The 26,761-nt window shown below is 61.3% G+C and carries 21 protein-coding genes; 8 read left to right on the top strand and 13 right to left on the bottom strand.

Annotation, left to right across the window (positions count from 1 at the left end; genetic code table 11):
- Positions 1–153: 153 nt before the first annotated feature.
- Entirely contained in the window at positions 154–849 is a 696-nt protein-coding gene (locus AC2YI2_RS28005; RefSeq protein ID WP_487389821.1) for a TetR/AcrR family transcriptional regulator C-terminal domain-containing protein, read from the top strand.
- Positions 850–879: 30 nt separating this feature from the next.
- Here AC2YI2_RS28005 and AC2YI2_RS28010 read toward each other — a convergent pair whose 3' ends face one another.
- The 4 genes from AC2YI2_RS28010 to AC2YI2_RS28025 all read right to left on the bottom strand — a co-directional run bounded on the left by AC2YI2_RS28010 (position 880) and on the right by AC2YI2_RS28025 (position 5,276).
- Complete coding sequence (locus AC2YI2_RS28010; RefSeq protein ID WP_487389822.1) at positions 880–2,508, bottom strand: MFS transporter; 1,629 nt, start codon at positions 2,506–2,508, stop codon at positions 880–882.
- A 164-nt stretch (positions 2,509–2,672) separates the two neighbouring features.
- A complete protein-coding gene (locus tag AC2YI2_RS28015) occupies positions 2,673–3,491 on the bottom strand; it encodes an ABC transporter ATP-binding protein (RefSeq protein ID WP_487389823.1) in 819 nt (272 codons plus the stop codon).
- A 13-nt stretch (positions 3,492–3,504) separates the two neighbouring features.
- Entirely contained in the window at positions 3,505–4,311 is an 807-nt protein-coding gene (locus tag AC2YI2_RS28020) for an ABC transporter permease (protein ID WP_487389824.1), read from the bottom strand.
- Between the two features lie 2 nt (positions 4,312–4,313).
- A complete protein-coding gene (locus AC2YI2_RS28025; protein ID WP_487389825.1) occupies positions 4,314–5,276 on the bottom strand; it encodes an ABC transporter substrate-binding protein in 963 nt (320 codons plus the stop codon).
- Positions 5,277–5,561: 285 nt separating this feature from the next.
- On the opposite strand from AC2YI2_RS28025, the gene AC2YI2_RS28030 reads away from it, so the two are divergent.
- The 3 genes from AC2YI2_RS28030 to AC2YI2_RS28040 are packed head-to-tail and all read left to right on the top strand — an operon-like array spanning position 5,562 to position 10,821.
- Complete coding sequence (locus AC2YI2_RS28030; protein ID WP_487389826.1) at positions 5,562–6,665, top strand: efflux RND transporter periplasmic adaptor subunit; 1,104 nt, start codon at positions 5,562–5,564, stop codon at positions 6,663–6,665.
- Positions 6,662–7,750, top strand: a complete 1,089-nt coding sequence (locus tag AC2YI2_RS28035) for an efflux RND transporter periplasmic adaptor subunit (RefSeq protein WP_487389827.1) — start codon at positions 6,662–6,664, stop codon at positions 7,748–7,750. The genes AC2YI2_RS28030 and AC2YI2_RS28035 overlap by 4 nt, the downstream gene beginning before the upstream one ends.
- Positions 7,747–10,821, top strand: coding sequence for an efflux RND transporter permease subunit (locus AC2YI2_RS28040; RefSeq protein ID WP_487389828.1), 3,075 nt, complete (start codon positions 7,747–7,749; stop codon positions 10,819–10,821). The genes AC2YI2_RS28035 and AC2YI2_RS28040 overlap by 4 nt, the downstream gene beginning before the upstream one ends.
- A 35-nt stretch (positions 10,822–10,856) precedes the next feature.
- Here the strand turns inward: AC2YI2_RS28040 and AC2YI2_RS28045 are convergent, their stop codons facing one another.
- Complete coding sequence (locus AC2YI2_RS28045) at positions 10,857–15,059, bottom strand: nSTAND1 domain-containing NTPase (RefSeq protein ID WP_487389829.1); 4,203 nt, start codon at positions 15,057–15,059, stop codon at positions 10,857–10,859.
- A 9-nt stretch (positions 15,060–15,068) separates the two neighbouring features.
- A complete protein-coding gene (locus tag AC2YI2_RS28050) occupies positions 15,069–16,508 on the bottom strand; it encodes a RyR domain-containing protein (protein WP_487389830.1) in 1,440 nt (479 codons plus the stop codon).
- Between AC2YI2_RS28050 and AC2YI2_RS28055 the strand changes: the two genes are divergently transcribed.
- Positions 16,488–17,612: a patatin-like phospholipase family protein gene (locus AC2YI2_RS28055; protein ID WP_487389831.1), complete on the top strand. Its 1,125-nt coding sequence runs from the start codon at positions 16,488–16,490 to the stop codon at positions 17,610–17,612. The two genes, AC2YI2_RS28050 and AC2YI2_RS28055, sit on opposite strands and share 21 nt — an antisense overlap.
- 205 nt (positions 17,613–17,817) lie before the next feature.
- Here the strand turns inward: AC2YI2_RS28055 and AC2YI2_RS28060 are convergent, their stop codons facing one another.
- From AC2YI2_RS28060 to AC2YI2_RS28090, 7 genes are all read right to left on the bottom strand, one after another.
- Positions 17,818–18,966, bottom strand: a complete 1,149-nt coding sequence (locus AC2YI2_RS28060; RefSeq protein WP_487389912.1) for an extracellular catalytic domain type 1 short-chain-length polyhydroxyalkanoate depolymerase — start codon at positions 18,964–18,966, stop codon at positions 17,818–17,820.
- Between the two features lie 198 nt (positions 18,967–19,164).
- Positions 19,165–19,308, bottom strand: a complete 144-nt coding sequence (locus tag AC2YI2_RS28065; RefSeq protein ID WP_487389832.1) for a hypothetical protein — start codon at positions 19,306–19,308, stop codon at positions 19,165–19,167.
- A 118-nt stretch (positions 19,309–19,426) separates the two neighbouring features.
- Entirely contained in the window at positions 19,427–20,011 is a 585-nt protein-coding gene (locus AC2YI2_RS28070) for a YceI family protein (RefSeq protein ID WP_487389833.1), read from the bottom strand.
- A 17-nt stretch (positions 20,012–20,028) separates the two neighbouring features.
- Positions 20,029–20,895 carry a hypothetical protein gene (locus AC2YI2_RS28075; RefSeq protein ID WP_487389834.1) on the bottom strand — a complete coding sequence of 289 codons (867 nt, stop codon included), beginning with the start codon at positions 20,893–20,895 and terminating at the stop codon, positions 20,029–20,031.
- Positions 20,896–21,333: 438 nt separating this feature from the next.
- Positions 21,334–21,501, bottom strand: a complete 168-nt coding sequence (locus AC2YI2_RS28080) for a hypothetical protein (RefSeq protein WP_487389835.1) — start codon at positions 21,499–21,501, stop codon at positions 21,334–21,336.
- Between the two features lie 46 nt (positions 21,502–21,547).
- Positions 21,548–21,868, bottom strand: coding sequence for a 2Fe-2S iron-sulfur cluster-binding protein (locus tag AC2YI2_RS28085; protein ID WP_487389836.1), 321 nt, complete (start codon positions 21,866–21,868; stop codon positions 21,548–21,550).
- A gap of 12 nt (positions 21,869–21,880) precedes the next feature.
- Positions 21,881–23,089: a cytochrome P450 gene (locus AC2YI2_RS28090; RefSeq protein ID WP_487389837.1), complete on the bottom strand. Its 1,209-nt coding sequence runs from the start codon at positions 23,087–23,089 to the stop codon at positions 21,881–21,883.
- Positions 23,090–23,206: 117 nt separating this feature from the next.
- On the opposite strand from AC2YI2_RS28090, the gene AC2YI2_RS28095 reads away from it, so the two are divergent.
- The 3 genes from AC2YI2_RS28095 to AC2YI2_RS28105 all read left to right on the top strand — a co-directional run bounded on the left by AC2YI2_RS28095 (position 23,207) and on the right by AC2YI2_RS28105 (position 26,689).
- Entirely contained in the window at positions 23,207–24,163 is a 957-nt protein-coding gene (locus AC2YI2_RS28095) for a LysR family transcriptional regulator (protein WP_487389838.1), read from the top strand.
- A 216-nt stretch (positions 24,164–24,379) separates the two neighbouring features.
- Complete coding sequence (locus AC2YI2_RS28100) at positions 24,380–25,060, top strand: TetR/AcrR family transcriptional regulator (protein ID WP_487389839.1); 681 nt, start codon at positions 24,380–24,382, stop codon at positions 25,058–25,060.
- Between the two features lie 246 nt (positions 25,061–25,306).
- Positions 25,307–26,689, top strand: coding sequence for an aminomethyl transferase family protein (locus tag AC2YI2_RS28105; RefSeq protein WP_487389840.1), 1,383 nt, complete (start codon positions 25,307–25,309; stop codon positions 26,687–26,689).
- The last annotated feature ends 72 nt before the right edge of the window (positions 26,690–26,761 follow it).

Below are 26,761 nucleotides of genomic sequence, written 5' to 3' on the forward strand. Positions count from 1 at the left end.
GGCCTGCCAGACGGAACTCCGATTCGTTGACGACAAGATTGACTCGTACGTTGTACGATTATGTGTCATCGTACGGCGTACGAGTCAACTGCTGAGGATCGACATTGTCGCGTTACCGGCTTAATTCAGCGTAGGGAGCAGCAAGGAAAGCGGATGGCAAGCAAACCCAGCGCACAGAGCAAGCGGTCTCGACGGACAAATGCGTCGTCCCCCTCGGCGCAGGTACCCGGCAGCGAAGGGGCTCTCTCGCTGGAACGGATCATAGCCACCGCTGTGGAGCTGTTGGACGCCGAAGGAGTCGATGGTTTGAAGATGCGTCGGCTGGCCGATCGCCTCGGCGCGGGCGCGATGAGCCTCTATTGGCATGTCGACAACAAGGACGAGGTCTTCGACCTCGCGCTCGATTCAGTGCTTAAATATCATGGTCCACCGTCGACCATCGAGTCACAAGACTGGCGCGCGGAAGTCGTCCATATGCTTGAAGACTGGCGTACCAGCATGCTGCGCCATCCCTGGTCGGCGTCACTGCTGCCGCGCCGGGCACTCGGCCCGAACATCCTGACTCGCCTGGAATTGCTGAGCAAAACCTTGTCCAGAGCCGGTGTGGCGGACCCGGACCTAAACGTCGCGATATGGTCACTCTGGAATTTCGTGATAGGCGCCACCGTCACAAGGGCCAGCTTCCACCTCTCGGACGACGAGAGGGCTGCCGCACAAGAGCGCCTAACGGGTGTCAGCGAACATTACCCGACAATCGAACGCTCCCGTCTGCTGCTGGACAACGATTGGGACGGCGCCTTCATGAAGGGCCTCGACTTCCTGCTAGAGGGACTCACTCCGCGGGCATGAAAGTGACAGCCGCTGTCACTCCAGCACGCTTCAGTGCGGCTCGATCGGCATTTGATGGAAGACGTCGCCGGCGGGCGGTATGACCTGCCGCTCGATCATCCGGTGCACATCGGGCAAGCCATCACCCTGATGTAGCTTGCGCAGGTGTTCGAGATTTTCCGCATCGGCCTTTGTGCGCCGTATGTTGTGGCGCACGTAATCGACCCAGGTCGGCGTATGATAGGTTTCCGTCCATCGCCGGGGATTCTGCAGATCCCGCATCAGGGCCCAGGCCTGGGCACCATCGCGAATACGGATACGCCGGCGCTCGACCATCAGATCGAGGAAGACAGGCAAATCCTCGTCGCGGATTTCGTAGACGACGTGAATGGCGATCGGCCCGCTGCGCGGCAGGATATCAAGCTGCAGTTCAGGCTCGCGGAATGTATTCATGGGATCGAGGTCCAGCGACGCCAGCACCGGCATTGGAAGACCAAGACCGACCAAGACCCCCAAGGCCGTGACGACTGCAGCTACGGACAGCGAAGTGCTGACGCCATAGCTCTCGGCCAGACTACCCCAGAGCCAACTGCCCGCGGCCATGCCGCCGAACGTCGCCATCTGATAGAAGGACAGTGCGCGGCCCACCACCCACCGGGGCGTCGAAAGCTGGACGATGGTGTTGAACAGCGATAGCGCCAGCACCCAGCAGGCGCCGGCCAGAATGACGGCGATACCGATCAGGGCAATATTGCTGGTCGCCCCGATGATCGCCTCACTCAGTGCAAAACCCGCGAAGGATGAGCGGACGATGGTCTCGCTCGTCATCTTCTCCCTGAGCGCAGAGTTGAAATAGGCGCCGCCCACCGCGCCTATACCGAACCCGCCCAACATCAGGCCGTAGGTCAAGGGACCGCCGCCGATGACGTTGCGCGCCACGACAGGAAGCAGCGCCAGGATCGCGACGGCGGAGAAGCCGAACACGAAGCCACGAAGGAAGACCTTGAGCAGGTTCGGCGACATCGAAACATAGCGCAGACCCGCGGCAATCGCCTGTCCTATCTCCTCGCGCGGCAGCGTGGCCGTCGATCGCGGCGCGTCCCATTTGAGAAGTGCCGTGATGAGCGCGACGTAGCTTGCCGCATTGGCCATGAACGCCACAGCCGCGCCACCGAAAGCGACGATAAGACCACCGATGGCCGGCCCGACGCTGCGGGTGAGGTTGAAGCCCATCGAATTCAGCGACACTGCACCCGACACGTCTTCACGCGGCACCATGTCGCCGACCGAAGCCTGCCAGGCCGGATTATTCAGCGCCGTCCCGCAGCCGAGAAGAAAGGTGAAGGCCAGCAAGAGCCAGGGAGACATTCCGCCGAAATAGGCGGTCGCGGCGAGCAATGCGGAGACCGCGAACATGAAGCCCTGCGCCACAAGCATCACGCGCTTGCGGTCGAAATTGTCGGCGACCGCCCCGGCGACCAGCGAAAACATCATGATCGGCAGCGTCGTCGACGCCTGGACCAGCGCCACCATGTTTTCGGATGATGTGATCGACGTCATCATCCAGGCGGCGCCCACGCCCTGGATCAGCCCGCCAAGATTGGACACGATGCTTGCCAGCCAGATGTTGCGGAACGTTTCGTTAGCGAGCGGTGCTAGGAAAGGCTTTCTATCGGGCATGGCATTTTCCGGCGGACGCTTCCGCCGTTTGGCTTGCGGTCTTCACTGGACTAGCACAATGCCGGAGGACTGCCTACCAAGTGTTGTACCCCCGATCATCGATGCGCGGACACTCACGCGAATTCCCGATTCCATCACAGCGCGCCCGGCGTACCCCCGCGGGGTCAATCCAGCGTCTTGCCGGCCCGTTCATCCGAAACAAACCGATCGTGCTCGGCATGGACGATCTCCGAAAGATCCCGTTTGATCTCATTGAAGGCGATCGAATTGCTGTCGCGGGGATGGGGCAGCTCGACGCGGACATCCCTTTTGATCGTGCCTGGCCGGTAGGTCAGGATCACGATCCGGGTTCCAAGATAGACCGCTTCCTCGATCGAATGGGTGACGAATACGATCGTCTTGCCGACAGCCCGCCATATGCGCAGCAGTTCGTCCTGAAGCGACCGTCGCGTCAGCGAGTCCAATGCGCCGAACGGCTCGTCCATCAGCATGATCGGTGGATCGAGCGCCAGGATCCGGGCAATGGCGACGCGCTGGCGCATGCCGCCGGAGAGATCCTTGGGATAGCGTTGGCGAAATTCCTTCATGCCGAGCATGTCAAGCAGCGCATCGACCTTGGCCTTGACCTCGGCCTTCCGCATCCCCTGGATTTCCAGACCGAAAGCAATGTTGCGTTCGACGGTCATCCAGGGAAACAGCGCATATTCCTGGAACACCATGCCCCGATCGGGCCCGGGCGTCGTCACCGCCTTTCCCGCCACCTCGAGCACACCGCTGGTCGGCAGGGAAAAGCCGGCTATCGCATTGAGCAGCGTCGACTTCCCACATCCGGATGGTCCAAGCACGCAGACAAATTCGCCCGGCGTGATTTCTAAGTTGATATCCTTAAGCGCGACGACGGCCGAGGACCCCTCACCGAAAACCTTGTTCACGCCCGATACGGTTATCTGCGGTTCACCATGGGAACGATTCGCTCCAGCCAATTGAGTGACCCCGCTAGGATTCGATGCCGCGGCGCCAGCGCAGCAGGTAGTCGTTGAGTCGGTTGACCCCGATGTCGATCGCCAGGCCAAGCAGCCCGATTGCAATCATCCCCGCAATCACCTTGTCCGACCACATATATTCGCGCGCTTCGAGAATGCGGTAGCCGAGACCGCTGTTGACGGCGATCATCTCCGCGACGATCACGACGATGAAGGCGGTGCCGATACCGATCCGCATGCCCGTCAGAATATAGGGCATGGCCGCAGGCAGAATGACCCGGCGGAACATCGTCATCCTGCCGGCCCCCAGATTTGTGGCGGCCCTGATATAGATGCTATCGACATTGCGCACCCCGGCTATCGTGTTGATCAGAACCGGGAAGAATGCACCGATCGCAATGAGAAAGACGGCAGGCGGATCGCCGAGGCCAAACCAGAGAATTGCCAGGGGTATGTAGGCGATCGGCGGTATAGGTCGCAGGAATTGGACGACCGGATTGAGGAAACCCTCGATCCGCCGGTCTGTCCCCATCATGAGACCAAGCGGCAGGGCAAGGCCGGCGCCTACACCAAAACCAAGCGCGACGCGGCGCAGGCTCGCCACCAGATCGCCAAGCAACTCGCTTGACCAGACCCAATCGGAGATGCCGGCGCTTTCGGAAAGCAACTGCGCCGGCCAGAGATAGAGCCCGAACCTTTCAACGACCGCCACCGGCGACGGCAGGATCACGGGCTTGATCAGCCCAAGATAGGAAAGCAGCTGCCAGACCCCGAGAATGAGGACGGGCGCCGCCAGGTTCCGGAATAGCCGCGCCGGCATTTTCACTGTGCCTGCAGCGCTTTGTCGAGCAGTTCGGTCTTGACCCAGTCGGTCGCCTTTGGCGGGTTCTCGAGTTTGCCGACACCGTATTTGACCATGAGGTCGGTCGTCTTCTGCACATGCTCGGGCGTGATCTCGTAGCTATAGGGCGAATTGCCGATCGCGTCCTTGAAGTCCTTCTCGGTGATCTGCCCCTTGAACATGTCGTTGATGACATATTTTTCGGCAGTATCAGGATTATCGATGAAGGTCTTCGTCGCTTCCACGAACAGCTTCATCGTGCGCTCGGCAACATCCTGGTTCTTGTAGAAGTCCTCGGAGAAGACCAGCGACCGGATCGGCGTGCCGAGCGGCGTATCATAGGGTTTCAGGATCTCGATGCCGAAGCCCTTGTTGAGCGCCTGGCTAGCCTGGGGTTCGGACTGGCACATCGCATCGATATCACCCGCCATCAGCGCCTGGTTCAGGTCGGCGAAAGCCATGTAGAGAAGCTGGACGTCCTTGCCGGGCTTTTCCGACCATGTCAGTCCGGCCATGTCGAGCTCGGCTAGCAACAGCAGTTCCTGGGCACCACCGCGCGCCACCCCAACCTTCTTGCCCTTGAAGTCGGCGACCTTGGCAATGCCAGAGTTTTGACCGGCGACGATCCTGGCGCCACCCTTGGCAAAACCGGCGACGACGTAAATCGGCACACCCTTGGCGCGGCCCGCGATTGCGGCATCGACGGCACTGGCTGCCACATCGACTTCGCCCGCAACGATGGCCGGCAGGATGTCGATTCCCTTGGCGAAAAAGCGTTCTTCGATTTCCAGATCATATTTCGGGGCCAGTTCCTTCATGTAGGAAATGGCGCCGTAATGCGCGAATTTGAGATTTGCGAGCCGAATTTTGTCTGCAGCCTGTGCGGACGTTGCCAACAATACCAGTGCCGCAGCCGTCAACACGCGGCCGATCGAAATAGTCATGCATTCCTCCCAATGAATGATCTGACGATTCAGATTGGCGACAAGGTAGCAAAGGTTGCACCCGTCTTGGCAAATCTTTTTCAGGCTACCGAGATTCCTGCCAATTCGACTGCCCGCCGAAACATGCCGGTTCGTTGTAGAAGCCAGTTGCCGAGCGCGGGTTGCAGCCCTCCGAATCGTCAGGCGCCGGCCTGCCCGGGTCGTCGGCGCCCTTGAGTATCGAAACTGTTCTGTTAAGATTCTCGAAGGGGAAGCTCCAGACAGTGGTGTCCGTGGATGACAGTGATGCTGGTTCGCCGTCGCATTCCATTTTCGGCTGCGGTGCCTTTGTTCCTTTGCCTGGTGTCCTTGCTCTCAGGATGCAATGACGACAGCGCCAAGGCGGTCCAAAGGCAGGCCACCAAGGTCGATGTCGTCGTCGCGGCGCGCAAGGAACACAGCCGCAAGGCCTATCTGACCGGCGTTATCAGCGCGCGCGTGACCGGTAATCTCGCTTTCCGCACCGCCGGCCGGGTCATCGAGCGGAGCGCCGAAGTCGGGCAGCACGTATCCAAGGGCGACCTTCTCGCGCGTCTCGACCCCACCGAACAGCAGGCCGACATCGTCGCAGCCCAGGCCAATGTCGACGCCGCAAACGCGCAACTGACGCAGGCTTCGACCAATTTCGCCCGCCAGAAGGAGTTGCTGCCGAAAGGCCTGACCTCGCGCAAGGTCTATGACCAGGCCCAGGAATCCCTGCTCGTCGCCCAGGGCAGCCTCGATGCCGCGAACGCAGCACTGTCCAATGCCAAGGAAAACCTCACATTCACGGAATTGCGGGCGGCATCCGACGGCGTCATCACCAGCCGCTCGGTCGAGGCCGGCCAGACCGTGCAGGCGGCCCAGACAGCGTACACGATCGCAGAAGATGGCGACCGGGATGCGGTATTCAACGTTCCCGAGATCGTTGTCGCCGCAAACGAGAAACCGCCGGTGATTGCGCTGCGACTCCTGTCTGATCCCGATGTGACCGCCGTCGGCAATATCAGGGAGGTCGCGCCTGTGCTCGATCCCAAGACCGGATCCGTACGGGTCAAGGCAGAGATCCCCGACACGCCCAAGGCGATGACGCTGGGGGCGGCCATCATCGGATCGGTGACGAGCCCGTCGCAGGATGTGATTGAACTGCCATGGAGCGCACTCTTTTCCCAAGGCGGACGGCCGGCGGTGTGGGTCGTGGATAAAGACAGCAAGGTCGTGTCGCTGAAGCCCGTCGAGATTGCGGCCTACGAGGATGGCTCGATTTTCGTGCGCGACGGCTTGGAGTCCGGCGAGCAGGTCGTCGTCGCGGGCGCGCAACTGCTCAGTACCGGCCAGGTGGTCGAGGCGCGTGAAGGAAAGACGCCATGACCACCCGTCACCTCGCTCCTGCGCTGTTGATAGCTCTCCTCGTCCCCCTGCTTTCGGGCTGCTCGGACGAGCATGATCGCGACGACAAGCCGGAGCCTGTTCGACCTGTTCTCTCGGTGGTGGTCGAGCCCGAGGCGGCGAGTTCCTCGAGTTTCGCCGGAACGATCGAATCCCGCTATACCGCCGACCTGTCCTTCCGGCTGCTTGGCCGGCTGACGTCGCAGCCAGTCGAGACGGGCGATTCCGTGAAGAAGGGCGAGACGCTCGCCACGCTCGACGAGACGGCGCTGCTCCTGGCCGTCCAGTCGGCGAAGGCGGATTATTCCAGCGCGCTCGCGCAAGTCACCAACGCGAGCGCCAATGATGCGCGTCTCGAGAAGCTGCTCGCGACCGGCTCCATCGCCAAGGCCGATTACGAGGCGGCGCATGAAGCAGCCCTCAGGGCCAAGGCCAATGCCGAGCGGTCGAAATCAGCGCTCGACAAGGCCGAGGAGCAGCTTTCCTATGCCCAGCTCTCCGCCGACTTCGACGCCGTCGTCACAGGCGTGAGTGCGGATGTCGGCCAGACAGTGTCCGCAGGCCAGACGGTTGTCTCGGTCGCCCGCCCGGACCTCGGCGAGGCAGTCGTCGACATACCCGACGCGCTGATCGCTGGTTTCCATGAAGGTGACCAGTTCGCGGTCGTGCTCCAGGCGCTGCCCTCCGTATCGGCCATGGGCACTTTGCGCGAGATTGCTCCACAGTCGGACAGCGCCACCCGCACGCGCCGTGTCCGGATCGCTCTTGAGGCGGCGCCGCCCGGCTTCCGGCTTGGGGCGACGATCACGGCCGGTCCGAAGATGCGGGCGGAGGGCAGCATCCGGCTACCCCTCTCGGCTCTGCTCGAGGCGGAAGGCGCGACGCAGGTCTGGGTCGTCGATCCGGCATCGCAGACCGTGAAGTTGAAGACCGTCACGATCGCCGACCGGGATGCGGAGAGTTTTGTCGTCAAATCCGGCCTGAGCAAGGGCGAGCGCGTGGTGACGGCAGGCGTGCATAGCCTCAAGAACGGCCAGAAGATCAGGGTGGACGGAGCGGCGTCGTGAAGGCATTCAATCTCTCCGACTGGGCCTTGGACCACAAATCGCTGGTCTGGTATTTCATGCTGCTCTTCATGATCGCCGGCGCCGGGGCCTATGTCAGCCTCGGCCGCGAGGAGGATCCGACTTTCACGATCAAGACGATGCTTATCCAGGCGAACTGGCCGGGCGCATCCGTCGACGAGACCATCCAGCAGGTCACCGATCGGATCGAGAAGAAGCTTGAAGAGCTCGACAGCCTCGATTTTTCGCGAAGCATCACCAGCGCCGGCAAGGCGGTCATCTTCGTCAATCTCAAGGCGACGACGAAAAGCAATGCAGTTGCGGCCAACTGGACGCTGGTCCGCAATATGATGAACGACATCAAGCCGCAGCTGCCGTCCGGCGTGCAGGGGCCGTTCTTCAATGACCGCTTCGGCGATGTGTTCGGCAATATCTATGCATTTACCGCGGACGGGTTGAGCCCGCGGCAGCTGCGCGACTATGTGGAGATCGTGCGGACGCAGGTGCTGACGGTTCCGAATGCTGGCCGGGCCGATATTGTCGGCGCGCAGGATGAGGCGATCTATCTTGAATTCTCGACACGACAGCTCGCCGCGCTGCAACTGAACCAGCAAGCGCTGATGGCCAGCCTGCAGGCGCAGAATGCCGTGACGCCGTCGGGAGTCATCGAGGCCGGCCCGGAACGCGTCAGCATCCGGGTGAGCGGCCAATTCACCTCGGAGAAGAGTCTCGAGGACGTCAATCTGCGTGTCGATGGCCGCTTCTTCCGACTGACCGACGTGGCCAAGATCAGCCGTGGTTATGTCGACCCGCCAACCTCGATCTTCCGGTTCAACGGCCAGGATGCGATCGGGCTCGCGATCGGCATGAAGCCGAACGGCAATCTTCTGGAATTCGGAGCGGCGCTCGAAAAGAAGATGGAGGAGGTGACTGCGGACCTGCCCATTGGCGTCGGGGTACACCTCGTGGCCGATCAGCCGCTGATCGTGGAGGAGGCGGTGTCGGGCTTCACCCGGGCGCTGTTCGAAGCTGTCGTCATCGTGCTCGCGGTATCCTTCATCAGCCTCGGCCTGCGCGCTGGCCTGGTGGTCGCGCTGTCGATCCCGCTGGTGCTCGCCATCACTTTCGTCTTCATGCTCTATACCGGCATCTCGCTGCAGCGCATTTCGCTCGGCGCGCTGATCATCGCGCTCGGCCTTCTCGTTGATGATGCGATGATCGCAGTCGAGATGATGATCGCAAGGCTTGAGGCGGGCGATACGCTCCGGCGCGCCGCGACCTATGTCTACACGTCCACGGCCTTCCCGATGCTGACAGGCACGCTGGTGACGGTGGCGGGCTTCATTCCGATCGGGCTCAATACCAGTTCGGCGGGTGAATACACGTTCACGCTCTTTGTGGTCATCGCCATCTCGCTGCTCGTCTCATGGATCGTGGCCGTGCTCTTCACGCCCTTGCTTGGCGTCACCATCCTGCCCGAGCAATTGAAGCACAAGCATCAAGGCCCAGGCCGGATGGGCCGCATCTTCCGCAGCCTCCTGGTGGCTTCGGTCCGCTGGCGCTGGGTGACGATCGTCGCCACCGTGCTGATTTTCGGCGTTTCGCTCTATGGCATGCGCTTCGTCCAGCAGCAGTTCTTCCCCTCATCCGACCGGCCGGAACTCGTCATCGACTGGAACCTGCCGCAGAACTCCTCGATCGCGGAAACACGCGATGTGATCGAGCGCTTCGAGAAGGAGGTGTTGGCGGGCAATCCTGACGTGGACCACTGGAGTTCCTATATCGGCCAGGGTGCGGTCCGCTTCGTCCTCGCCTTCGATGTCCAGCCAGCCAATCCCTATTTCGGGCAGACGGTGATCGTCGCCAAGGATGTCGAAGCGCGAGACCGGCTACGCAAGGGGATGGAAGAAAGGCTACGCAACGATTTTGTCGGCGTTGACGGTTTCGTCAAACTGCTCGAACTCGGCCCGCCGGTGGGCAGGCCGGTGCAGTATCGCGTGAGCGGACCCGACATCCAGACAGTGCGGCAGCTGGCGCTCGATCTTGGCGGTCTCATCTCCAGGAACGGCAAGCTGACCGCGCCGACATTCGACTGGATGGAACCGCAGCGCGTGATCAGGATCGATGTCCTGCAGGACAAGGCGCGACAACTCGGGATCACGTCGGAGGACATAGCCAACGGCCTCAACAGCATTGTCGGCGGCGTGACGATCACCCAGGTGCGCGACCGCACCTATCTCGTCAATGTGGTGGCGCGATCCGAAGAGAGTGAGCGGCGCTCGATCGAGACGCTGCAGAATCTCCAGATTTCCACTGGCAGCACCGAGGCCATACCGCTCGCCACCGTCGCCACGATTGGGTACGGGCTGGAGCAGCCGACGATTGCCCGGCGCAGCCGCATCCCGACAATCACGGTCCGTGCAGGTCTGGTCGGCGATGCCTTGCCGGCCACTGTCGTGGCCGAGCTCAAACCTGATGTCGATGCCTTCGCGGCCAAGCTTCAACCTGGCTATGCGGTGACGACCGCCGGCTCCGTGGAAGAGAGCAAGAACAGTCAGGGACCGATCCTCGCGGTCCTGCCGCTGATGCTGCTGACGATGGCAACCATCCTGATGTTCCAGCTCCAGAGCTTCCAGCGCCTGTTCCTCGTCGTGGCCGTGGCGCCGCTCGGCCTCATCGGTGTGGTGGCTGCGCTCTTGCCGAGCGGTGCACCGCTGGGTTTTGTCGCTCTTCTGGGAGTGCTGGCGCTGATTGGTATCCTGATCCGCAATTCGGTGATCCTGATCGTGCAGATCGAGGACCTGATCCGGGAAGGTAAGGCTGCTTGGGACGCGGCGATCGAAGCGACGGAACACCGTATGCGTCCGATTGCGTTGACAGCGGCTGCTGCGAGCCTTGCACTGATCCCGATCGCCCGCGAGGTGTTCTGGGGACCGATGGCCTTTGCAATGATGGGCGGCATCATCGCCGGCACGGCGATTACGCTGCTGTTCCTGCCAGCGCTTTATGTGGCGTGGTTCCGGATCAAGGAGCCAGTGAAAGCGGAAGAGACGGCCGAGACCGCTGGCGCCTGAAATTGAAACATCCTGATCGGCAAGGCGACGCGGTTCTATGGTTGCGTGGCCTTGTCGATGGCCGATCGGATGATCATGGGCAGGACGGTATGTGCACCGGTGAGCAGCCCGGCCTTGCGCGCTTTTTCGGCGATCGCGGCCGCCTCTGTGAGGCTCGCGATCCGGTCGGCGCCCGTCTGCACTCCCGATAGCGTCAGCAACGAATAGGCGAGGTCCGTTTGCGCCTGGGCATTTTCCGGGCCGGCGGCGGCGAGTTCGCGGACGATGGCGAGCGCCTTCTGATATTGCGTCAGCGCGCCCGCCGCATCGCCGCCCAGTTGATCGATGGAACCGACCTTGCCGAGGCAATAGGCCAGGTCCCGCTTCAGGCCGGCATTGCTGGGTTGCCGTATCAACAGCGCCTCGATCATGGCGAGAGCTTCGCGGTAGGATGCCGCCGCCGCCGGTCTGTCGCCGGCCTTGAGGCTGGCGTCGGCGAGCTTGTTGATCGTCACCGACAGATCGCGCTTCCAGTCCGACTGATCCGGGTTGCGCGCGATGATCGGCCTGTACATCTCGACGGAACGCCTATAGCCGGTGCGCGCTTCGGTTGCCCGCCCCGCGAGGAAGTCGATGTCTGCGATCCGCCGGATCGTCGAAACCGTATCGAGCTGCCAGATGATGTTCGCAGGATTGGCGGCGACGAGCTTTTCGAGGATTGGCAGCGCCTCCCGCAAGCGTTTCTGGGCGTCTTTCGGATCGCCGGCCGAAAGCTGCGCGTCGGCAATGCGTCGCAGCGTATAGGCAATGTTGCGATGGGTCTCGGCGCGCGCCGCGTCCAACTCCGAGAGCTTCCGCGAGATGGCCAACGATTCTTCAAATGCGGATATCGCCTCGGGAAACCTTCCCTCCGCCTTACGTATGTCGCCGATTCTGTTCAGACCGAAAGCTACGTCATTCTGCAGATCGATGTTTGTCGGGTTGATGCCGGCCGTGCGTCGGGAGATCGCAAGCGCTTCTTCATAATGCGCACTCGCTTTTGCACTGTCACCCTTGTCGGCTGCGATATCTGCCAGGCCGTTGAGCGCGAGGGTGACATATCTCTGCCAGGCGACCTGCTCCGGATCGGTCGCGACAAGTCTTCTGGCGAGGCCGAGCGCCTGATCATAAGACGCTTCGGCGGAGACAAGATCTCGATCGGTCCGCGAGAACCCAGCCTTCCTCGACAGAGCGTCTATGAGGTCCGCTGTCGCGAGCGTATCGCTGGGGTTTTTTTCCGACACTGCCTTGCGGATCGCCAGTGACTCGTCATTCAGCGCCGCTGCCCGCGCCCGGTTGCCGCGCGCCGTCTCGAGATCGGCGATATGTTCGAGACTGACGCTGAGATCGCGCTTGGCGACTCTGTCTTCAGGGGAACGCTTGAGCTCTGCGCGGCTGCTGTCGACACCCATCTGGTACGCCGCGATGGCGCCCTCGACATCGCCCAGCGCCTGGCGTGACTGACCGATCCTGTCGATACTGACCGAGACATCGCGTTTCAAGGTTGCATTGTCGGGTTCCGCGGCGAGCAACCTCTTGCGGATATCATGGGCCTCCTGATGAGCTTTGAGCGCCTCCTGCCGTTTGCCCTGGCCGATGAGCAGGTCGCCGATGCGCTCGAGGGACACCGCGATATTGCGCTCGATATCCGCGCGGGCCGGACCTTCGGTCCGCGCCAATATGCTTCGGTTCAGTGCGATCATCTCACGGAAGGAATTGAGCGCACTCTCGACGTCGCCGCCCTGGGCATAGGTTTGACCGAAGGCATCGAACATCTGCAAACGGGTTTCGTCGAGTGCCGGATTTTCCTCGCCACGCCTTTGCAGCATCTCGACGGCGCTCGCGACGCGCGTCAGGATCACGCGCCGGCTCGCGACGCTCATGCCCTCGACATTCTTGAGTCCGCTGGCGACATGCATGACGACGCCTTCAAGCGTATCCTGCGCAAGGCGTAGATTTTCCTCTGCTTCTTGCTTCTGGTCCACCGCCAGCGCCTCCGCCTCGCTGGCCCTGAAATAGAACCAGATGGTGGCTGCAAAGAACATGGCAAACACCGCGGCGGACGTGCCGAGCACGATCATGCCGAGCCGGGCCTGAAGCCGCGAGCGGCGCAGAAACTCCCGGCTGTCACGCGGGATTTCGTCGGGATAGGTATGCGCGAGCCTGTTCGCCTCCGTGAGCAGCACCGGATCGCGGATGAGCTGCACGCGCTTTCCGCCGTTGCGCCGCCAGCGGCGATGGGCCTGTTCGAGTTCTTCGAAAACCCGGTAGAAGGTGGCATTCTCGCGAATGGCAGTTTCGGCGGCATGCCAGAGGGTCAGAAGCCGCTGATGCGCCAGCCGGAATGTCCGTGTATCGGAGGAGGAACCGCCGGCGACCAGAATGCGGGATTCGGTCAGTGCCTCGGCGAGCCGCAGCATCTCCGCATCGGTCCGAAGCTCCGCCACCGGAACATCGTTGAGGATGAGAGGCGCGGTCTCGCCTTCCCCGGCATGGCCCATGGTAACGAGCCGCCTGAGCAGCTTCGGAAGCTTCTGCCGTTCGCTCCCTTCGAGCTTCGACATGGCTGTCTCGGCGGCATTCTGCACGGCGCCGGCAATGCCGTTCATGTCCCGATAGGCCGCATGCGTCAGCGTGATGACACCATCGCCCGTCTGCCGGCGCTGGAACAGCGCTTCGAGCGTGAACTGCAGGAGCGGCAGCATGTCGGGTCGATCGAAATCGGCAAGCAGGATTTCGTCCAACGTCCGGCCGGTAACCGGATCCTTCTCATAGACGATATCGGCAGCCTGCGCCGGCTTACGGACGATATCGGCGAGTTCGGTGCCGCCGGGCGGCCCGAGTTCATAGGTCGTGCCGGCATTCTTGAGCGCAAGGAAGGAAGCGTCGCTCAACAGGTTCTCGTAGAGGCCGGCCCGCAACGAAGCAGTGATCCAGACATTGCCGGTGCCTGCCAGTTCGGACAGCAGTGTCGCAAATGCCGTCCTGTCGGTGTCCGAGACCTCGCCCGAGAAGATCTCATCCAACTGGTCGACAACCAGAAGCAAGCGCACTTTAGGAGGCTTTTCGAACTTCTCGCGGGCGGCCAGCGCCTTCTCGACGCGATGCAGTGCATCGGCGACGACAAGCGCAGCGCTTGCATCGCCATGCGCCAGCAGTTTCGCCAGCGCCTCCGGGGTTGCGAAGGGACCCTCGCGCAGTTCAGGCAAGGCGAGAATCTGCTCGCCCTTCGCCGGCGCTGGCTCCGCGTTGGCTGCGGCCGCCCTATCCTTGGGTAGACCGAGCAAAGCCGCTGCCATTGTTGCAAACGGCCCCTTGCCGCCGCCGGACGGTGTCATGACCGCGACCCGCCATTGCTCGGTATCACCGACATCGCTTGCGGTCAGGCTCGGCACCACGCCTGCCCGCAGCAGCGACGACTTGCCGGCGCCACTTGGGCCGGTCACCAGCAGGAAGGGAAGCCTGGCACTGCCTTCGACTTCCGCCTCGGCGGCAATTTCAGCCAGCAGGTCGGCGATCCTCGCCGTGTCGCGGTCGCGCCCAAAGAAGACGTCGCGATGCGCATAGTCGAACACGTCGAGTGCCCGGAACGGCGAACCCTTAAGATCGACGGGCCAGATCGATCGATGCTCGTCATAAACATTCGTCTCGATCCACTTCCTGAGCAGCGCCTCGATCTGTTGCTCGAACTGGTTGGCGGAGCGAAAGGTCTGGAATGCGAAACGGAAATCGCCTTCCGCCGTGAAGAAGAACCGTCGGGCGAAATTCTCGAGCCTGCTCCATTCGCGGCCGATGCGTTCCATGTCATCGGAGCCCAGTGTGACGACCGGCGGTTCGGCATCGCGGAAGACATAGATGTCAGGTTTGTCACTGTCCTCGAAAAGGCGATTGGCGATCGACGAAAGGATTTCATAGGCCGTCCCGGATGGATAAGGCTCGCCAAGGAACGGCTCGCGCTCCGGCATGGGCGGGAATGTCGAGGGTAAGGGAGAGCCGAGCCGGTGCTTGAGGATGCCGATGACGATGTCGCAGGCCTTCGCTTCCGGGATCTGGGTCTGGAACGTCTCATGCGCACCGTAAAAGTCATCCTCCCAGCGGATGATTTCGAGTTCGACGACCTCAGCATAGATAAGATTGAGGCGGCGGGCCACGCGGGCGAGGCGATCACGCTCGCGGCTGGCGTCCGAAGGCGAGGATATGAAGACTCTGACTGTGCGCATTGTCGAACCTCACATGTGCGGGAATTCGGCGAACAGCCTGATCTGTTCGCGGTCCAGTTCCTTCTTCTCTTCGGTCAGGGAATCATAGTCGACAAGATCGGTGTGTAGGCGCCGGGCGGGATCGCCGACGAGCGCGGGTCTCCAGCCATCGAGCTCTCGGTCGGCGCGCCAGGAATGATGCGCCATGCGCGATAGCTTTTCCAGCATGGCGGGGTCCGCGACCAGTTCGCGCGGCAGACCGGCAGCGGTATTCCACCAATCGTCAATTCCTGCGGCCAGCCGGAGGGACGGGATGAGATCGACAGCACGCCGATTGGCCTGCCGATAGGTCTCGTCGAGCGCGCCCCAGGTGGGGAGATCGGTCCGTTCGGTTTCGCCCTGCCGCAACATGGCATCGTTGCGCCGCTGCCGATAGGCTTCATGCAGCTTGATCGCCAGGCGCTCACGTGCCCCCATCAGAAAATCGGGAGAATGAATTTCGTCCGGCATGCCGAAGGGTTCGATGACCTCGCCTGCCTCAACGCTGCCGGGGATTGTCGAGAGCAGCCCGACTGGCGGTTTCGGTCGCAGTCCGTCATAGCGAACCAGGGGCGCGACATCACCAATGGCCTCTCCCGCTTGGACATAGATCGGGGCGGCCAAGGCCGGGCTTCCTGCGTTTCCGGATCGGATGGCGCGCGCAATCGCAATATTTTCACGCGTGTCGCTGTTTGCGATGATGATCGCCGTAAACAGTCCCGCTGCAGCGAGTTCCGCCGCAAGCGGCGACGGATCGCCGAGTGCCATGGCGGGAGCCTCGTGGAGGATCAGACGCCCGGCCCAGCGCAGCGGGCATGGATCGGTCCCCGGATCGTCCTCCAGCATATGCCGGAGGTTGGGCGCCCGCGACACGATCCGCTCGATCGCCGACAGCCGATCGTTGCACAGCATGTCTATCCGTACGGGTTCCATGCCCTCGTAGAAGAAGACGCGGAGGAACTGGATGACGACTTCCAGCGCAGTGGGGGAGGCATGCGAAAACAACAGCCGCGCACGTCGCTGTCCTGCCGCAAGCGCCTGGTCGGCGAAAGGGGTGCGGGCGACGAGATGACGCGCGGACAGCTTCGCATCGGTGCGGTTCACACGCCCGCTCCCGCATGCCGTCGCCCTATCCGGCGGAGAGGTGGCCACTGCCGTGCTTTCAATCTGGAATACAGAGAACTTCTCCCGCAAGCAGCCGTTGACACCCTGCACAGAACTCAGCCGTAGGCCAATTTTTCCACGGCGGGCCGAAATTGGAAAGTCGTTATTTCGCGCTCCGCCAGTATCCACGTGCCTCGAGCCGGCCATTTTGCCGTTCTTCTTGGTTTGACGTGCCAAACGCGCAGATTCATCTTTCCAAGACGAGGAGATTATCGCTAATTTCTCCTGGCGAGGGAGATCGAGATCATGTCCGAGCGCGACGCACATTTGTTTTCCGAAGGACCGAAACGCATCCTGTCACTCGATGGCGGCGGCGTGCGCGGGGCGATCACGCTGCAATTCCTGCGGCTCATGGAGGACCAACTCTCCGAGCAGGCCGGCCGCCGCGTTTTGTTGCATGAACACTTTGACCTGATCGGCGGCACGTCGACCGGGGCGATCATCGCCGGCGCCCTGTCGATCGGCATGACCGCCGCCGAGGTAAGTGATCTCTACGACCGGCTGGCGCCCAATGTGTTTCGCAAATCGCGCTGGCGTATTGTGGGCCTGCAGGCGAAGTTCACGATCAAGGAGCTGCAGAAAGAATTGTCGCGCGTCTTCGGCGACATGACATTCGACTCCGATCGGCTGCGGACCGGGTTCTGCGTCATAACCAAGCGCATGGACACGGGAAGCTCCTGGATCATTTCCAACAATCCCAAGGCACTTTACTGGAACGATCCCGACGACAAGAGCTATATCGGTAACCGCAATTATCCCGTTGCAAAGCTCATCCGCGCCTCGACGGCGGCGCCGCATTATTTTGATCCGGAGCCGTTGGATATCCTGGGCAGCGGCCCTCCCGGACTGTTTGTCGATGGCGGCGTGTCGCCCTACAACAATCCGTCGCTGCCGCTCTTCATGCTGGCCGCCCTGCCCCAGAACGGCCTGAACTGGGAACTCGGACCGGACAAGCTGACAATCGTCTCCGTCGGTACCGGCGGTTACCGGCCGACGCTGCCGGCCAAGGAGGCCGCAGGCATGACGGCTGCGGGCCTCGCGCTCAAAGCGCTCGCCGGTCTGATGTGCGACACGGAGGCCCAGACCATCGGCATCATGCAGGCGCTCGGCACGACGCCGACTCCCTGGCAGATCAACAGCGAGGTCGGCGACATGCAGGGCATGCGCATGCCGGGCGGGCCGCTGTTCCGCTATGTCCGCTACGACCTCAGGCTGGAAGCCGCTTGGCTGCAGGAGCATCTGGGGCGCAAGGTCGATCCGGCAACCATCGCGCATCTGCGCCTGATGGATGATCCCAAGAATATGGCAAAGGCGCAGGATATGGCGCACATGGCGGCCCAGCAGCAAGTGAAGATCGAGCACTACGGCTGATCGGCGAAGGATTCCATGAAGATGAAGGAGAAGGAGAAGGACGACTGCATGATGAACATGGAAAAAGCCCACGAGAGCATGATGTAGGCTCGGTATCGCGCGCGATGAGCTGCCGCGGGATGGCTCCTTTGTAAGCTTGAAACCTGCTTGTCCAAGCTGGCGCCGACGGCCATTGGAACGTCGGCGCCTTGTTGCGTGAGGCGAGCTACCGTATCAATCCGGCAGCGCGAAGGGCATCGTTGATCACCTTCTCGACCCCGTGGCTGGCGTTGCCTTTGCTGGCCCCGCCTTTCACCGATACCTTCGATCTCGCATATCCCATGGCTTTGGCAATGACCGCCTCTATGCCCGCTGCGGTCGATTCCTGCGTTGCGTGGATCTCACTTATGCCCTCGGCTTCGGCGACGTCACTGTCGTCGGCAAGGCCCCAGTTGCGGGCAATGCGTGCTGTCGACGAGATCCCGGCCTCGAGCATGAATGGCCCGGTATTTCCCAGCGGGGCCTTCGCGCCGGATGAGAGAGGGACGCCGTGTGCCATGCCTTTGACCAGAAAGACTTCGACGGCGTCTTTGCCGCTCGTGTCGGGCCAGGTCTTTCGCGCATGGCCGTTGACGGTTTCGACCATGCTCGGCTGTTCGGGCAGGCCGTGAACGCCAACCCATTGCGCTGCGATGTGCTCGGCGTTGACCGGCTTGACCGTCTGGTCATGCGTGCCGTGCCAGATCGAAATCCTGGGCCTGCGCCCTGCATGCGGCGACGCAGTCGCGACAGCCGACCGCAGTTGTGTCACGCTTGGTGCGTTGCGACCCTGCATGCGCTCGAACGCCTGACCGACGGAGGATGCCACACCATAGGGAAGCCCGCCGATCACTGCGCCGCCTGCGAACACCTCCGGATAGGTTGCCAGCATGACATTGGCCATGGCTCCGCCCGCCGACAGCCCGGTTACGAAGACCCGCGTCGGGTCTGTTCCGTGCGAAAGGACGACTTGTTCGATCATCTCCCGGATGGACAGGGCTTCTCCGGCGTCCCGCCTGGTATCGCCCGGTTCGAACCAATTGAAGCACAGATTGGCGTTGTTGGCGCGCTGCTGCTCGGGAAGCAGCACCACGAAGCCCTTCTCCTCCGCAAGCCGCGTCCAACCCGAGCCATGATCATAACCAGCAGCTGTCTGTGTGCATCCATGCAGGACAACGACCAACGGCGCCTTGGGAGCTAAGATGGTCGGTAGATAAAGCCAGCACCTGAGGGAGCCGGGATTTGAACCGAAGCGGGTCACCTCTACCAATGCGCGCGGGGTCTTTGTTCGGGACAATGCCTTCTCCTTTGCCCGATATGAGCATGAAGAACACATGGGGATGAATGCTGCGCTGCACAAATTATTCTGAGAAAAATATCGATGGGTGCGGAATCGTACCAAACGGCGACTTCCGCAACATGCACCGGGAGCTTGGGAGAGCTTTCTGAATTGTACCTGCTGGGCTCTCAGCTGGCGCCCCCTGGCGATGCGGTCGAGCGGGGGCCAGAGATTACCAAGGTCCTGGTATCGCCTTCAGGCTCGCTCTCCGACGGTCATGCGACCCTTCGGATCTGATATGATTTCATTCCATTCGCGGTATCGTTCCATGTTGTCGAGCACGCTCCAGACAAGCTGGGCCGGCACATCGATTACGATCTCCGTCTCCAATGTCGGCATGCTTCATCTCTTCCATTCACCAATTCCCCGCGAGCCCTCGGGCACTGCGCCTCTCGAACCAATTTGTGACTGGGACGGCCCTCGTAGGAGCCGTCCAAGATGACCCGATCAAACCAGGTCAGTTTTGATGCTCGCGTCCTTCGATTTCAATAACGAGCTCGACGTCATCGCCGATCATTCCCAAGGCCGCCTTCATGCCGAAGTCGCTGCGTTTGATCTTGGCGCGGGCACTGAAGCCCACGACGTGGCTCTTGTCCCAGGGATTTTGCCCTTCCTTGTTGAATGTCACGTCGAGCTTGGCCGGCAGCGTGACGCCGGCGATCGTCAGGTCTCCGACGATTTCGCCGGTCGTATCGGTCGATTTCCGGAACTCCTTGCCGACGAAAGTGATTTCCGGGAACTCGGTCGCGTTGAACCAGTCCGCGCCCTGGATGTCACCGTCGCGCTGTTTGTTGTTGGTGCTGATGCTGGAAACGCCGACCTTGACGTCCAGACTGCTCGCTTCGGGCTTTGCAGCGTCGAACTCGAAGGAACCCGAGAAATCCGTTGCTGTGCCGATCACTCGCGAGAAGCCAAGGTGATCGATGTAAAATGCAATGCCCGAATGGACGATATCGATGTCGAATTTGGCTGCATGGGCCAGCTGGATCACACCAGCCAGCAATGATGCTGCCAGGATTATTGCGTTCAGTCTTCTTCTCATTTCATTCTCCTCCTCTGCTAGACCGGAAAGCTTGCGCCATAGTTGAAAGAGGCCACCGCGACCGCCGCGCCAGCCGGCAGGAGCGCGAGCGCGATGTAGACGGCGAGATGGGTGAATGGCCGTGCAATACCGAGCGCCTTCGAAAGGCCTGGCGCGAGCAACGGCGGAAACACCAGGCTCAGGCCGAGTATCGCTAACGCCACGAGGTCGGTCTTGCGGGTAATGAGCACGACGGTATCGGCGGTTGCGATCAGGCCACCCGCAGCGCCGAGAAACGATGCCTCGCCAAAGCGGAAAGCGGGATTGCGCAGATGCCAGACAAGTGCGCCGAAGCAGGTGGCCGCAAAGATCAGGCAGAACTGGAAAGTCGATGAGGAGGCGCCGAGAAGGGCGATCGGGGCAAACCCCAGGCTCACGACCGCCAACACGCCACCGCGTCGCAGGCTGCTCTCGCGACTGTCCCCCGCTCGATCGCTCATCATCAGTAGAAGGATTGCGGACGCCCCAAAAAGGGCGGCGAGGATCACCTCCCAGGGCGCCACTGACAGCCGCGGCGCGCCGATATAGAGTGCCGTCGCCACGGGCTGGCAAAGCGCCAGCATGTGGACAAGCCTCGGCAGCTTGAGCAGATCGGCCGCCATCCCCACCAGAATCCCGATCAAGACCAGGTAGAATATCTTGTTGACTGCTCCAACTGGCGGAAAGGTCGGGACCTTGTTGTAGGTCAGCCAGTAGGAACCCAGAAAGGCAACGGGCAGCAGAAAGTCGGTCGGCGAAACGATCTTTCGCCAGTGCAATATACCCGACAGGACCAGGGCTACCGCCATCGCGACCAGAGCCGAAGCGATGAGCGCCTCCTCAGGCGAACTGCCCAAACCGACCATAGTGATGTTCCAGATGTTCAGAGATCGACAGGTCTAAACGAGCACTGCTCAAGAGCACTCGTCACCGACAGCATGATTGGCGGGGCGCCTGGGTCAACCCTTGCAGCGGACCTTATGCCTCTGGTTTTTCATCAGAATCCCTCCCATTTCCGCGGTCCCCCGACAGCGGTCCACTGCTGGCATTTAAAGTACTTTTAGTTTTCAAATACCATCCAGTTTCTGCATTCAATCTAGTCTCCGAGATTTCGAATGTCAATCGAGTTTGTTCGGAAATGGGATGCAGTCGGCTCGGCAGCGACTCGACTGAGGATGCGTGGCGCAATTTCGACAAGTATGACCTGCAGTCCGCCAGTGGCGAGGACGAGGTCGTCATACTCATAACTTCGATCTGCAGTGACAACGAGCTTTGCAATCCCGTCGATTGCCAACGCCAGTGCGTCATTCAGGATGATGATGTTCTGCTGTATGATGACGCTCGGCCTCGAGCTCGCCCAGAAGATAAGCCTTGCTGAGTGGCGGGCGCTGATACGGCATCACGCATTCGTCGCCGAGCACGGTAATCAGGCCTTCGAAACCTTCCTGGCGCAGCTTCGTAGCGGCTGCCAACCCTGCCTGACCTGTGCCACAATGACAATCTTCCGGACCATCGGCGCTACATGTCCGCGGGGATGCGGATGACCGCGCCGTCCAGGCGCCCATCGACCTTGACCTGACAGCTCAGCCGGCTCCCGGGTGCGCGTGGCGCCGCGGTAAAATCCAACATGTCATTCTCGTGATCGCCGATCGGATCGAGCAGGCCCGCCAGGGCATCGTCGACGACAATGTGACAGGTCGCACAGGCGGCTGAACCGTTGCACTCGGCGATGATGCCGGGCACGGCATTCTGGATGGCCACTTCCATCAGGCTCAGGCCTTCCCTGGCCGTGCAGCATTGCTCCCTCCCCGCGGGAAGGATGAAGGTGATCTCAGGCATGATTGTCTCCTTTCAGACGTCCCAGGCGACGGGCAGCGTGGTCGGGCCGCGGAAAACCCAACCCTGCATGCGCAGGCCGGCCGGATCGCGCAGACGCAGGTTTTTCAGCCGCTCGAAAAGTCGCGGCACGACGAGTCGGCCCACCATGTGGCGGGCGACCCAGGTTCCGGCGCAGAAATGCGGGCCGGCTCCGAAGGCGAGATGCGATTTCTTTTCGCGGAAGACATCGAAGCGGTCGGGGTCTTCGAAACGACTGCCGTCGCGGTTGGCCGCTCCCACACAGAGACCAATCTGGTCGCCAGCTCTGAGCTGCACGCCGGAGAACACGACGTCGCGCGTCACGCGTCGCGGATACATGCCGATCGGCGAGATCCAGCGGACAGATTCCTCGAAGGCGACCGGCCAGAGATTGGGGTCGGCCCTGACCCGTTCCAACTGGTCCGAATTCTCGAGCAAACCGAGAACGAGCGTCAGAATGGAATCTCGGGGTTCATTGAGTCCGCCACCGACCGCGACTTTGATATTGGCATAGATCTGCTCGATCGTGTGCGGATCGTCCGCGTGGATCATCGAGGAAAGAACCGACATGTTCGGGTTCTCCCGATGATTGGACAAAGCCCGATCGATGGCGGCTTCAACGCCGAGGGCCGCATCCGCGGCCTTGCGGGCTATTTCTTGATTGCCGGAATAGTTGCCGGCGCCGTCGATCAGCGACTGCGACCAGAACGCCATCGTTTGCCAATCGACATCGCGAAAGCCCAAAACTTCGGCCAGCGCCCGGCCCGCCATGGGCGCCGCGAGCGCATAAAAGAGATCGGCCTCGCCCTGCCCCTCGAAGCTGGTCATGACCTCGTCGAAGATGGCCTCGAATCTTGGCGCCCAGCACGCTTTGACGGCACCGGGTCTCAGCGCCGGTTCAACCGCCTTGCGCTCGCGGGCGTGATCCGCGCCGTCCTTGCGCATCATCGTATGGCCCATGACCTTGTTGACCAGGGACTGCGGATTCACCGAGGAGAAAGTCTCGGAGTCCCGCTCCATCGCCATGATGTCGTCGTAACGGGTGGCGACCATGAGATTGGCAGCCTCGATCCGGACGATCGCAGCCATGTCGCGGGCGCGCTTGAAGGTGGGATAGGGATCATCGAGCAGCTCGGCGAAGGTCACATCGGAAATGACCGGCACGGCCGTCGCGACTTCCGTATTTGAGGCCTGCACTCCCATCTCACCCTCCCAAGCAAATGATCTGCCCAAAAGCCTATCGGCGACCTTCCATTCTGACAATTGGATGGATACGATGTAGCCCATCGATAAATTCGATGACCTTGGGGAGGGGCGAGGATGATTCCGGAAGATTTGGCCCAGATCGATCTGCGATCCCTGCAACTGCTCGTCACCGTGCATGATACGGGATCGTTTTCGGGAACGGCGGCGCAGCTCGGCGTCAGCCAGTCCACCGTCAGCTACACCATGGACCGACTCAGGAAGGCGTTTGGCGACACCTTGTTCGTGCGTCAGGGCAACCGCGTCACGGAAACGGAAAAATGCCGCGAACTGGTCTCCCAGGCGCGCGAGGTCGTCAACCGCATGCTCGCAATCGCCGTCCCCGTGGAATTCGCTCCGGCCACGGCAGAAGGCGTGGTGACGCTCTCCTGCAATCACCATGAGCGCTTTCTGCTGGTGCCGGACTTCCTCAAGGCACTGCGCCGCGCCGCACCCCATGTGCAGCTCAACATTCTGGAATCGGCGGTGAACGGTAAGCAGCAGTTGAAGGAGAACATGGCCGACATCGTGCTCGGTCCGGTACGGATACTCGGCGAGGGTTATTTCCGCCGTCGGCTGTTCACCGACCACTATTCCTGCGTGATGGATGCGGAAAATCCGCTTGCTGACGGGACCCTGACGCTGGACCGCTATCGAAACGCCGCCCATGTCACCATCACCTATAACGGACAATGGCAGGCGCTCTATTTCGACGCTTTGAGAGCACGGGATATCTTCCTCAAGCCGCAGCTGACGCTGCCGAGCCATGATAGCCTGGAATTCATGCTAGCCAGCACCGATCTGGTCGCCACCATCCCAAACCGCCTCGCAAGCGTCTATCCGGACACGCTTGTCGTGCGCAGCTTCCCGATCCTCATCCCGATCGAAATCGACATGTACTGGACGGAACGAACACACCGTTCGGGCGTACATCGCTGGGCACGGCAGCTTCTGGCCGACGTTGCGCGAAGCACACTTCCGGACCAGATCACCGACCGCGGCAGGGACGAGGCGGTGAGCCATTCGGGACAATAAGAGGCGAATATCGTCAGGCGCTTGCAGAAATTGACACCTAAAGGTATCAAGATACCAAATGGTATTTTTCTGATTTACTCGGCGACTTACATTGCCGATGATTGCTGTGCATCGACGGAAGCAACGTCACATCGGATATCGACCGGGCTTGTGGATGTGCGGTATGGATCGGCATGTTTGCCGACGCAATCCCGGTGATGAAAGCGGAGAATTGACATGGCCGTGACCGAACTTGGAAGACGTCCCAAGCGTCTGACACGAGAGGAAAGCCGCGCGCTGACCCGGGAGAAACTCCTCGAGTCCGCCTATCTCGTCATGGCCCGCGAGGGCTATGAAAGCGCCTCGATCGACCGCATCGCCGAGGAGGCCGGCTTCAGCAAGGGCGCGTTTTATTCCAATTTCTCCAGCAAGGAAGAGATCTTTCTCGAACTGCTCGAAAGGCACTCGCTGCAGGATGTCAGCGAAGTCACCAAACTGCTCGAGAATGTCCATGATCCCCGCGAAATCATCGACGTGATCGCCAACTGGGCCGACTCACGGTCGGGCGATTCCAGCTGGGGCATGCTCGCGCTCGACCTTTTCCGGCGCGCCAAGCGGGATTCCACCTTCGGCGAGCGCCACGCCCAGCTCTTCCGCAAGCAATGGGCCGGACTGGGGGAAATCCTGCTCAGGATCTTTCCACCCGGCGCTGCACCGGCAAGGGCCGAAGCGCTTGGTGGTATTGTGTGCGAACTCACCTACCAGGCAGCGGCCAGCTTCATGATTGGCCCGACAGTTGGCGAAATGGTCAAGACCACGCTGATCGCGTTCTTGCTTGCCTATGGTGACGGCAAACCGGCACCGGCAGCCGCTCCCGAAGCCGTCAACTCCAAGCGAAAGACAGCCCGCAAGGCTTAAGCCCGCTCAACGGCCGGATCCGCTTCGCCGACGACCCTGGGCCATCCGTTTATGTTGCTGTTCTTTTTGCACCGACAGATCCGATCTGCCGGCCGTTCGAAAAATTCAGTTGACATACCAAAAAGTTTTCCAATACTCAATGGTATATTAATTCGACGCCGTTCGCCGGTCCGTTCTCCGAGGAGGGGGAGCGAACCTCGCTGGCGACGACGCGGATTTCATTTCGATCATGAGGGAGGAATAATCATGGCGGTTCCCAACAATGCTCCGGTCCGGAGCCTCGAGACAATTCTCCAGGAGGCCGGCGGCCCGGTCAAACTGTTGCGCGGCTCGAACATCGGCCCCTACACATTCCCCGTCATACCCCCGGAATTCACCAATTGGCGGGACGAAGTGCGCGCCTGGAAAGACGGCGTCGCCCTTCTCGAACTCTCCTACCACATGACCGAACTGCATCTGCGCGGCCCCGACGCCGTCAAGCTCCTGTCCACGCTCGCGACCAACAAGCTCGATCCCTATCCGGTTCTGCGCGGCAAGCAATTGGTGCTCGCCGGCCATGACGGCAACATGATCGGCGATGCGATCGTTTTCCGGGAATCGGAGGATTTCCTCCGCATCGTCGGCGCACCCTTCGCCAGCGACTGGGTGCAGTACAATGCTGAGACGAGCGGCATGAATGTCACCGCGACCCGCGACGACAACTTCTCCATCCGCTCCGGAACGCGCGACGTTTTCCGAGTACAGGTCCAGGGTCCACTGGCTTTGCCGCTGATGAAGGAAGTCACCGACAATACGCTGCCCGATATCAAATTCTTCGATATCGGCGAGTTCAAGATCGCAGGCCATGCGGTGCGTGCCCTGCGTCATGGCATGGCCGGCGAGCCGGGTTACGAAATCTATGGTCCCTGGGACATTCAGGCAGCCATCCGCGCCGAACTGGAAAAGGTTGGCGAGAAATACGACATGCGCAAGATCGGAGCGCTCGCCTATTCGACCACCGCGCAGGAATCCGGCTGGATGCCGATGCCGCTTCCCGCCATCTACCATGGCGCCGACATGAAGCCGTATCGCGAATGGCTGAACCAGTATTTCCTGGAATCGGTCGGCTCGCTTGGCGGCAGCTTCGTCTCAGACAATATCGTCGACTACTACGTCGATCCGGTGGAAGTCGGCTACAAGTCGCTGATCGACTTCAACCACGACTTCATCGGCCGGGAAGCCCTGCGCGAAAAGGTCGCCAATCCCCGGCGCAAAAAGGTAACGCTCGAATGGAACAGCGACGACGTGCTCGCCTGCATAGGGTCATCGCTGACATCGCCGGGCACCGGGGGCATGTTCATGAAGTTGCCGAATCCGATGTATGCGACCTTCCAGTCCGATACGATCCTCAAGGGCGGAAGGCATGCCGGCATTTCGCAATGGCTGGCCTTCTCCGCCAATGCGGACCGCGTTATCTCGCTGTCGCTTGTCGATCTCGAACATGCCGAGCCGGGCACCGAGGTGACCGTGCTCTGGGGCGAGCCCAACTCCACCCGGCGCCCTGTCGACAAGCACCAGGTCCGGGAAATTCGCGCCAGGGTGGCGCCAGCACCCTATTTCGAGAAGGTGATCAAGACACGGACCCAGTGATTGTTCGTCGGAACGTTATCCAGAACTCCCTTTTCGCGGCGCCACGCATTTCTGCTGGCGCCGCAATCAATT

This window comes from Rhizobium sp. SRI_017, assembly GCF_057586295.1.

Excerpts from the sequence above, each read along its gene's own strand:
- AC2YI2_RS28035 (WP_487389827.1), top strand. The coding sequence starts at position 6,662 with ATGACCACCCGTCACCTCGCTCCTGCGCTGTTGATAGCTCTCCTCGTC.
- AC2YI2_RS28105 (WP_487389840.1), top strand. The coding sequence starts at position 25,307 with ATGGCGGTTCCCAACAATGCTCCGGTCCGGAGCCTCGAGACAATTCTC.
- AC2YI2_RS28030 (WP_487389826.1), top strand. The coding sequence starts at position 5,562 with ATGCTGGTTCGCCGTCGCATTCCATTTTCGGCTGCGGTGCCTTTGTTC.
- AC2YI2_RS28065 (WP_487389832.1), bottom strand. The coding sequence starts at position 19,308 with ATGCCGACATTGGAGACGGAGATCGTAATCGATGTGCCGGCCCAGCTT.
- AC2YI2_RS28055 (WP_487389831.1), top strand. The coding sequence starts at position 16,488 with ATGTCCGAGCGCGACGCACATTTGTTTTCCGAAGGACCGAAACGCATC.
- AC2YI2_RS28085 (WP_487389836.1), bottom strand. The coding sequence starts at position 21,868 with ATGCCTGAGATCACCTTCATCCTTCCCGCGGGGAGGGAGCAATGCTGC.
- AC2YI2_RS28075 (WP_487389834.1), bottom strand. The coding sequence starts at position 20,895 with ATGGTCGGTTTGGGCAGTTCGCCTGAGGAGGCGCTCATCGCTTCGGCT.
- AC2YI2_RS28070 (WP_487389833.1), bottom strand. The coding sequence starts at position 20,011 with ATGAGAAGAAGACTGAACGCAATAATCCTGGCAGCATCATTGCTGGCT.
- AC2YI2_RS28100 (WP_487389839.1), top strand. The coding sequence starts at position 24,380 with ATGGCCGTGACCGAACTTGGAAGACGTCCCAAGCGTCTGACACGAGAG.
- AC2YI2_RS28095 (WP_487389838.1), top strand. The coding sequence starts at position 23,207 with ATGATTCCGGAAGATTTGGCCCAGATCGATCTGCGATCCCTGCAACTG.
- AC2YI2_RS28060 (WP_487389912.1), bottom strand. The coding sequence starts at position 18,966 with ATGTGTTCTTCATGCTCATATCGGGCAAAGGAGAAGGCATTGTCCCGA.
- AC2YI2_RS28090 (WP_487389837.1), bottom strand. The coding sequence starts at position 23,089 with ATGGGAGTGCAGGCCTCAAATACGGAAGTCGCGACGGCCGTGCCGGTC.
- AC2YI2_RS28020 (WP_487389824.1), bottom strand. The coding sequence starts at position 4,311 with ATGCCGGCGCGGCTATTCCGGAACCTGGCGGCGCCCGTCCTCATTCTC.
- AC2YI2_RS28005 (WP_487389821.1), top strand. The coding sequence starts at position 154 with ATGGCAAGCAAACCCAGCGCACAGAGCAAGCGGTCTCGACGGACAAAT.
- AC2YI2_RS28045 (WP_487389829.1), bottom strand. The coding sequence starts at position 15,059 with ATGCGCACAGTCAGAGTCTTCATATCCTCGCCTTCGGACGCCAGCCGC.
- AC2YI2_RS28025 (WP_487389825.1), bottom strand. The coding sequence starts at position 5,276 with ATGACTATTTCGATCGGCCGCGTGTTGACGGCTGCGGCACTGGTATTG.
- AC2YI2_RS28010 (WP_487389822.1), bottom strand. The coding sequence starts at position 2,508 with ATGCCCGATAGAAAGCCTTTCCTAGCACCGCTCGCTAACGAAACGTTC.
- AC2YI2_RS28050 (WP_487389830.1), bottom strand. The coding sequence starts at position 16,508 with ATGTGCGTCGCGCTCGGACATGATCTCGATCTCCCTCGCCAGGAGAAA.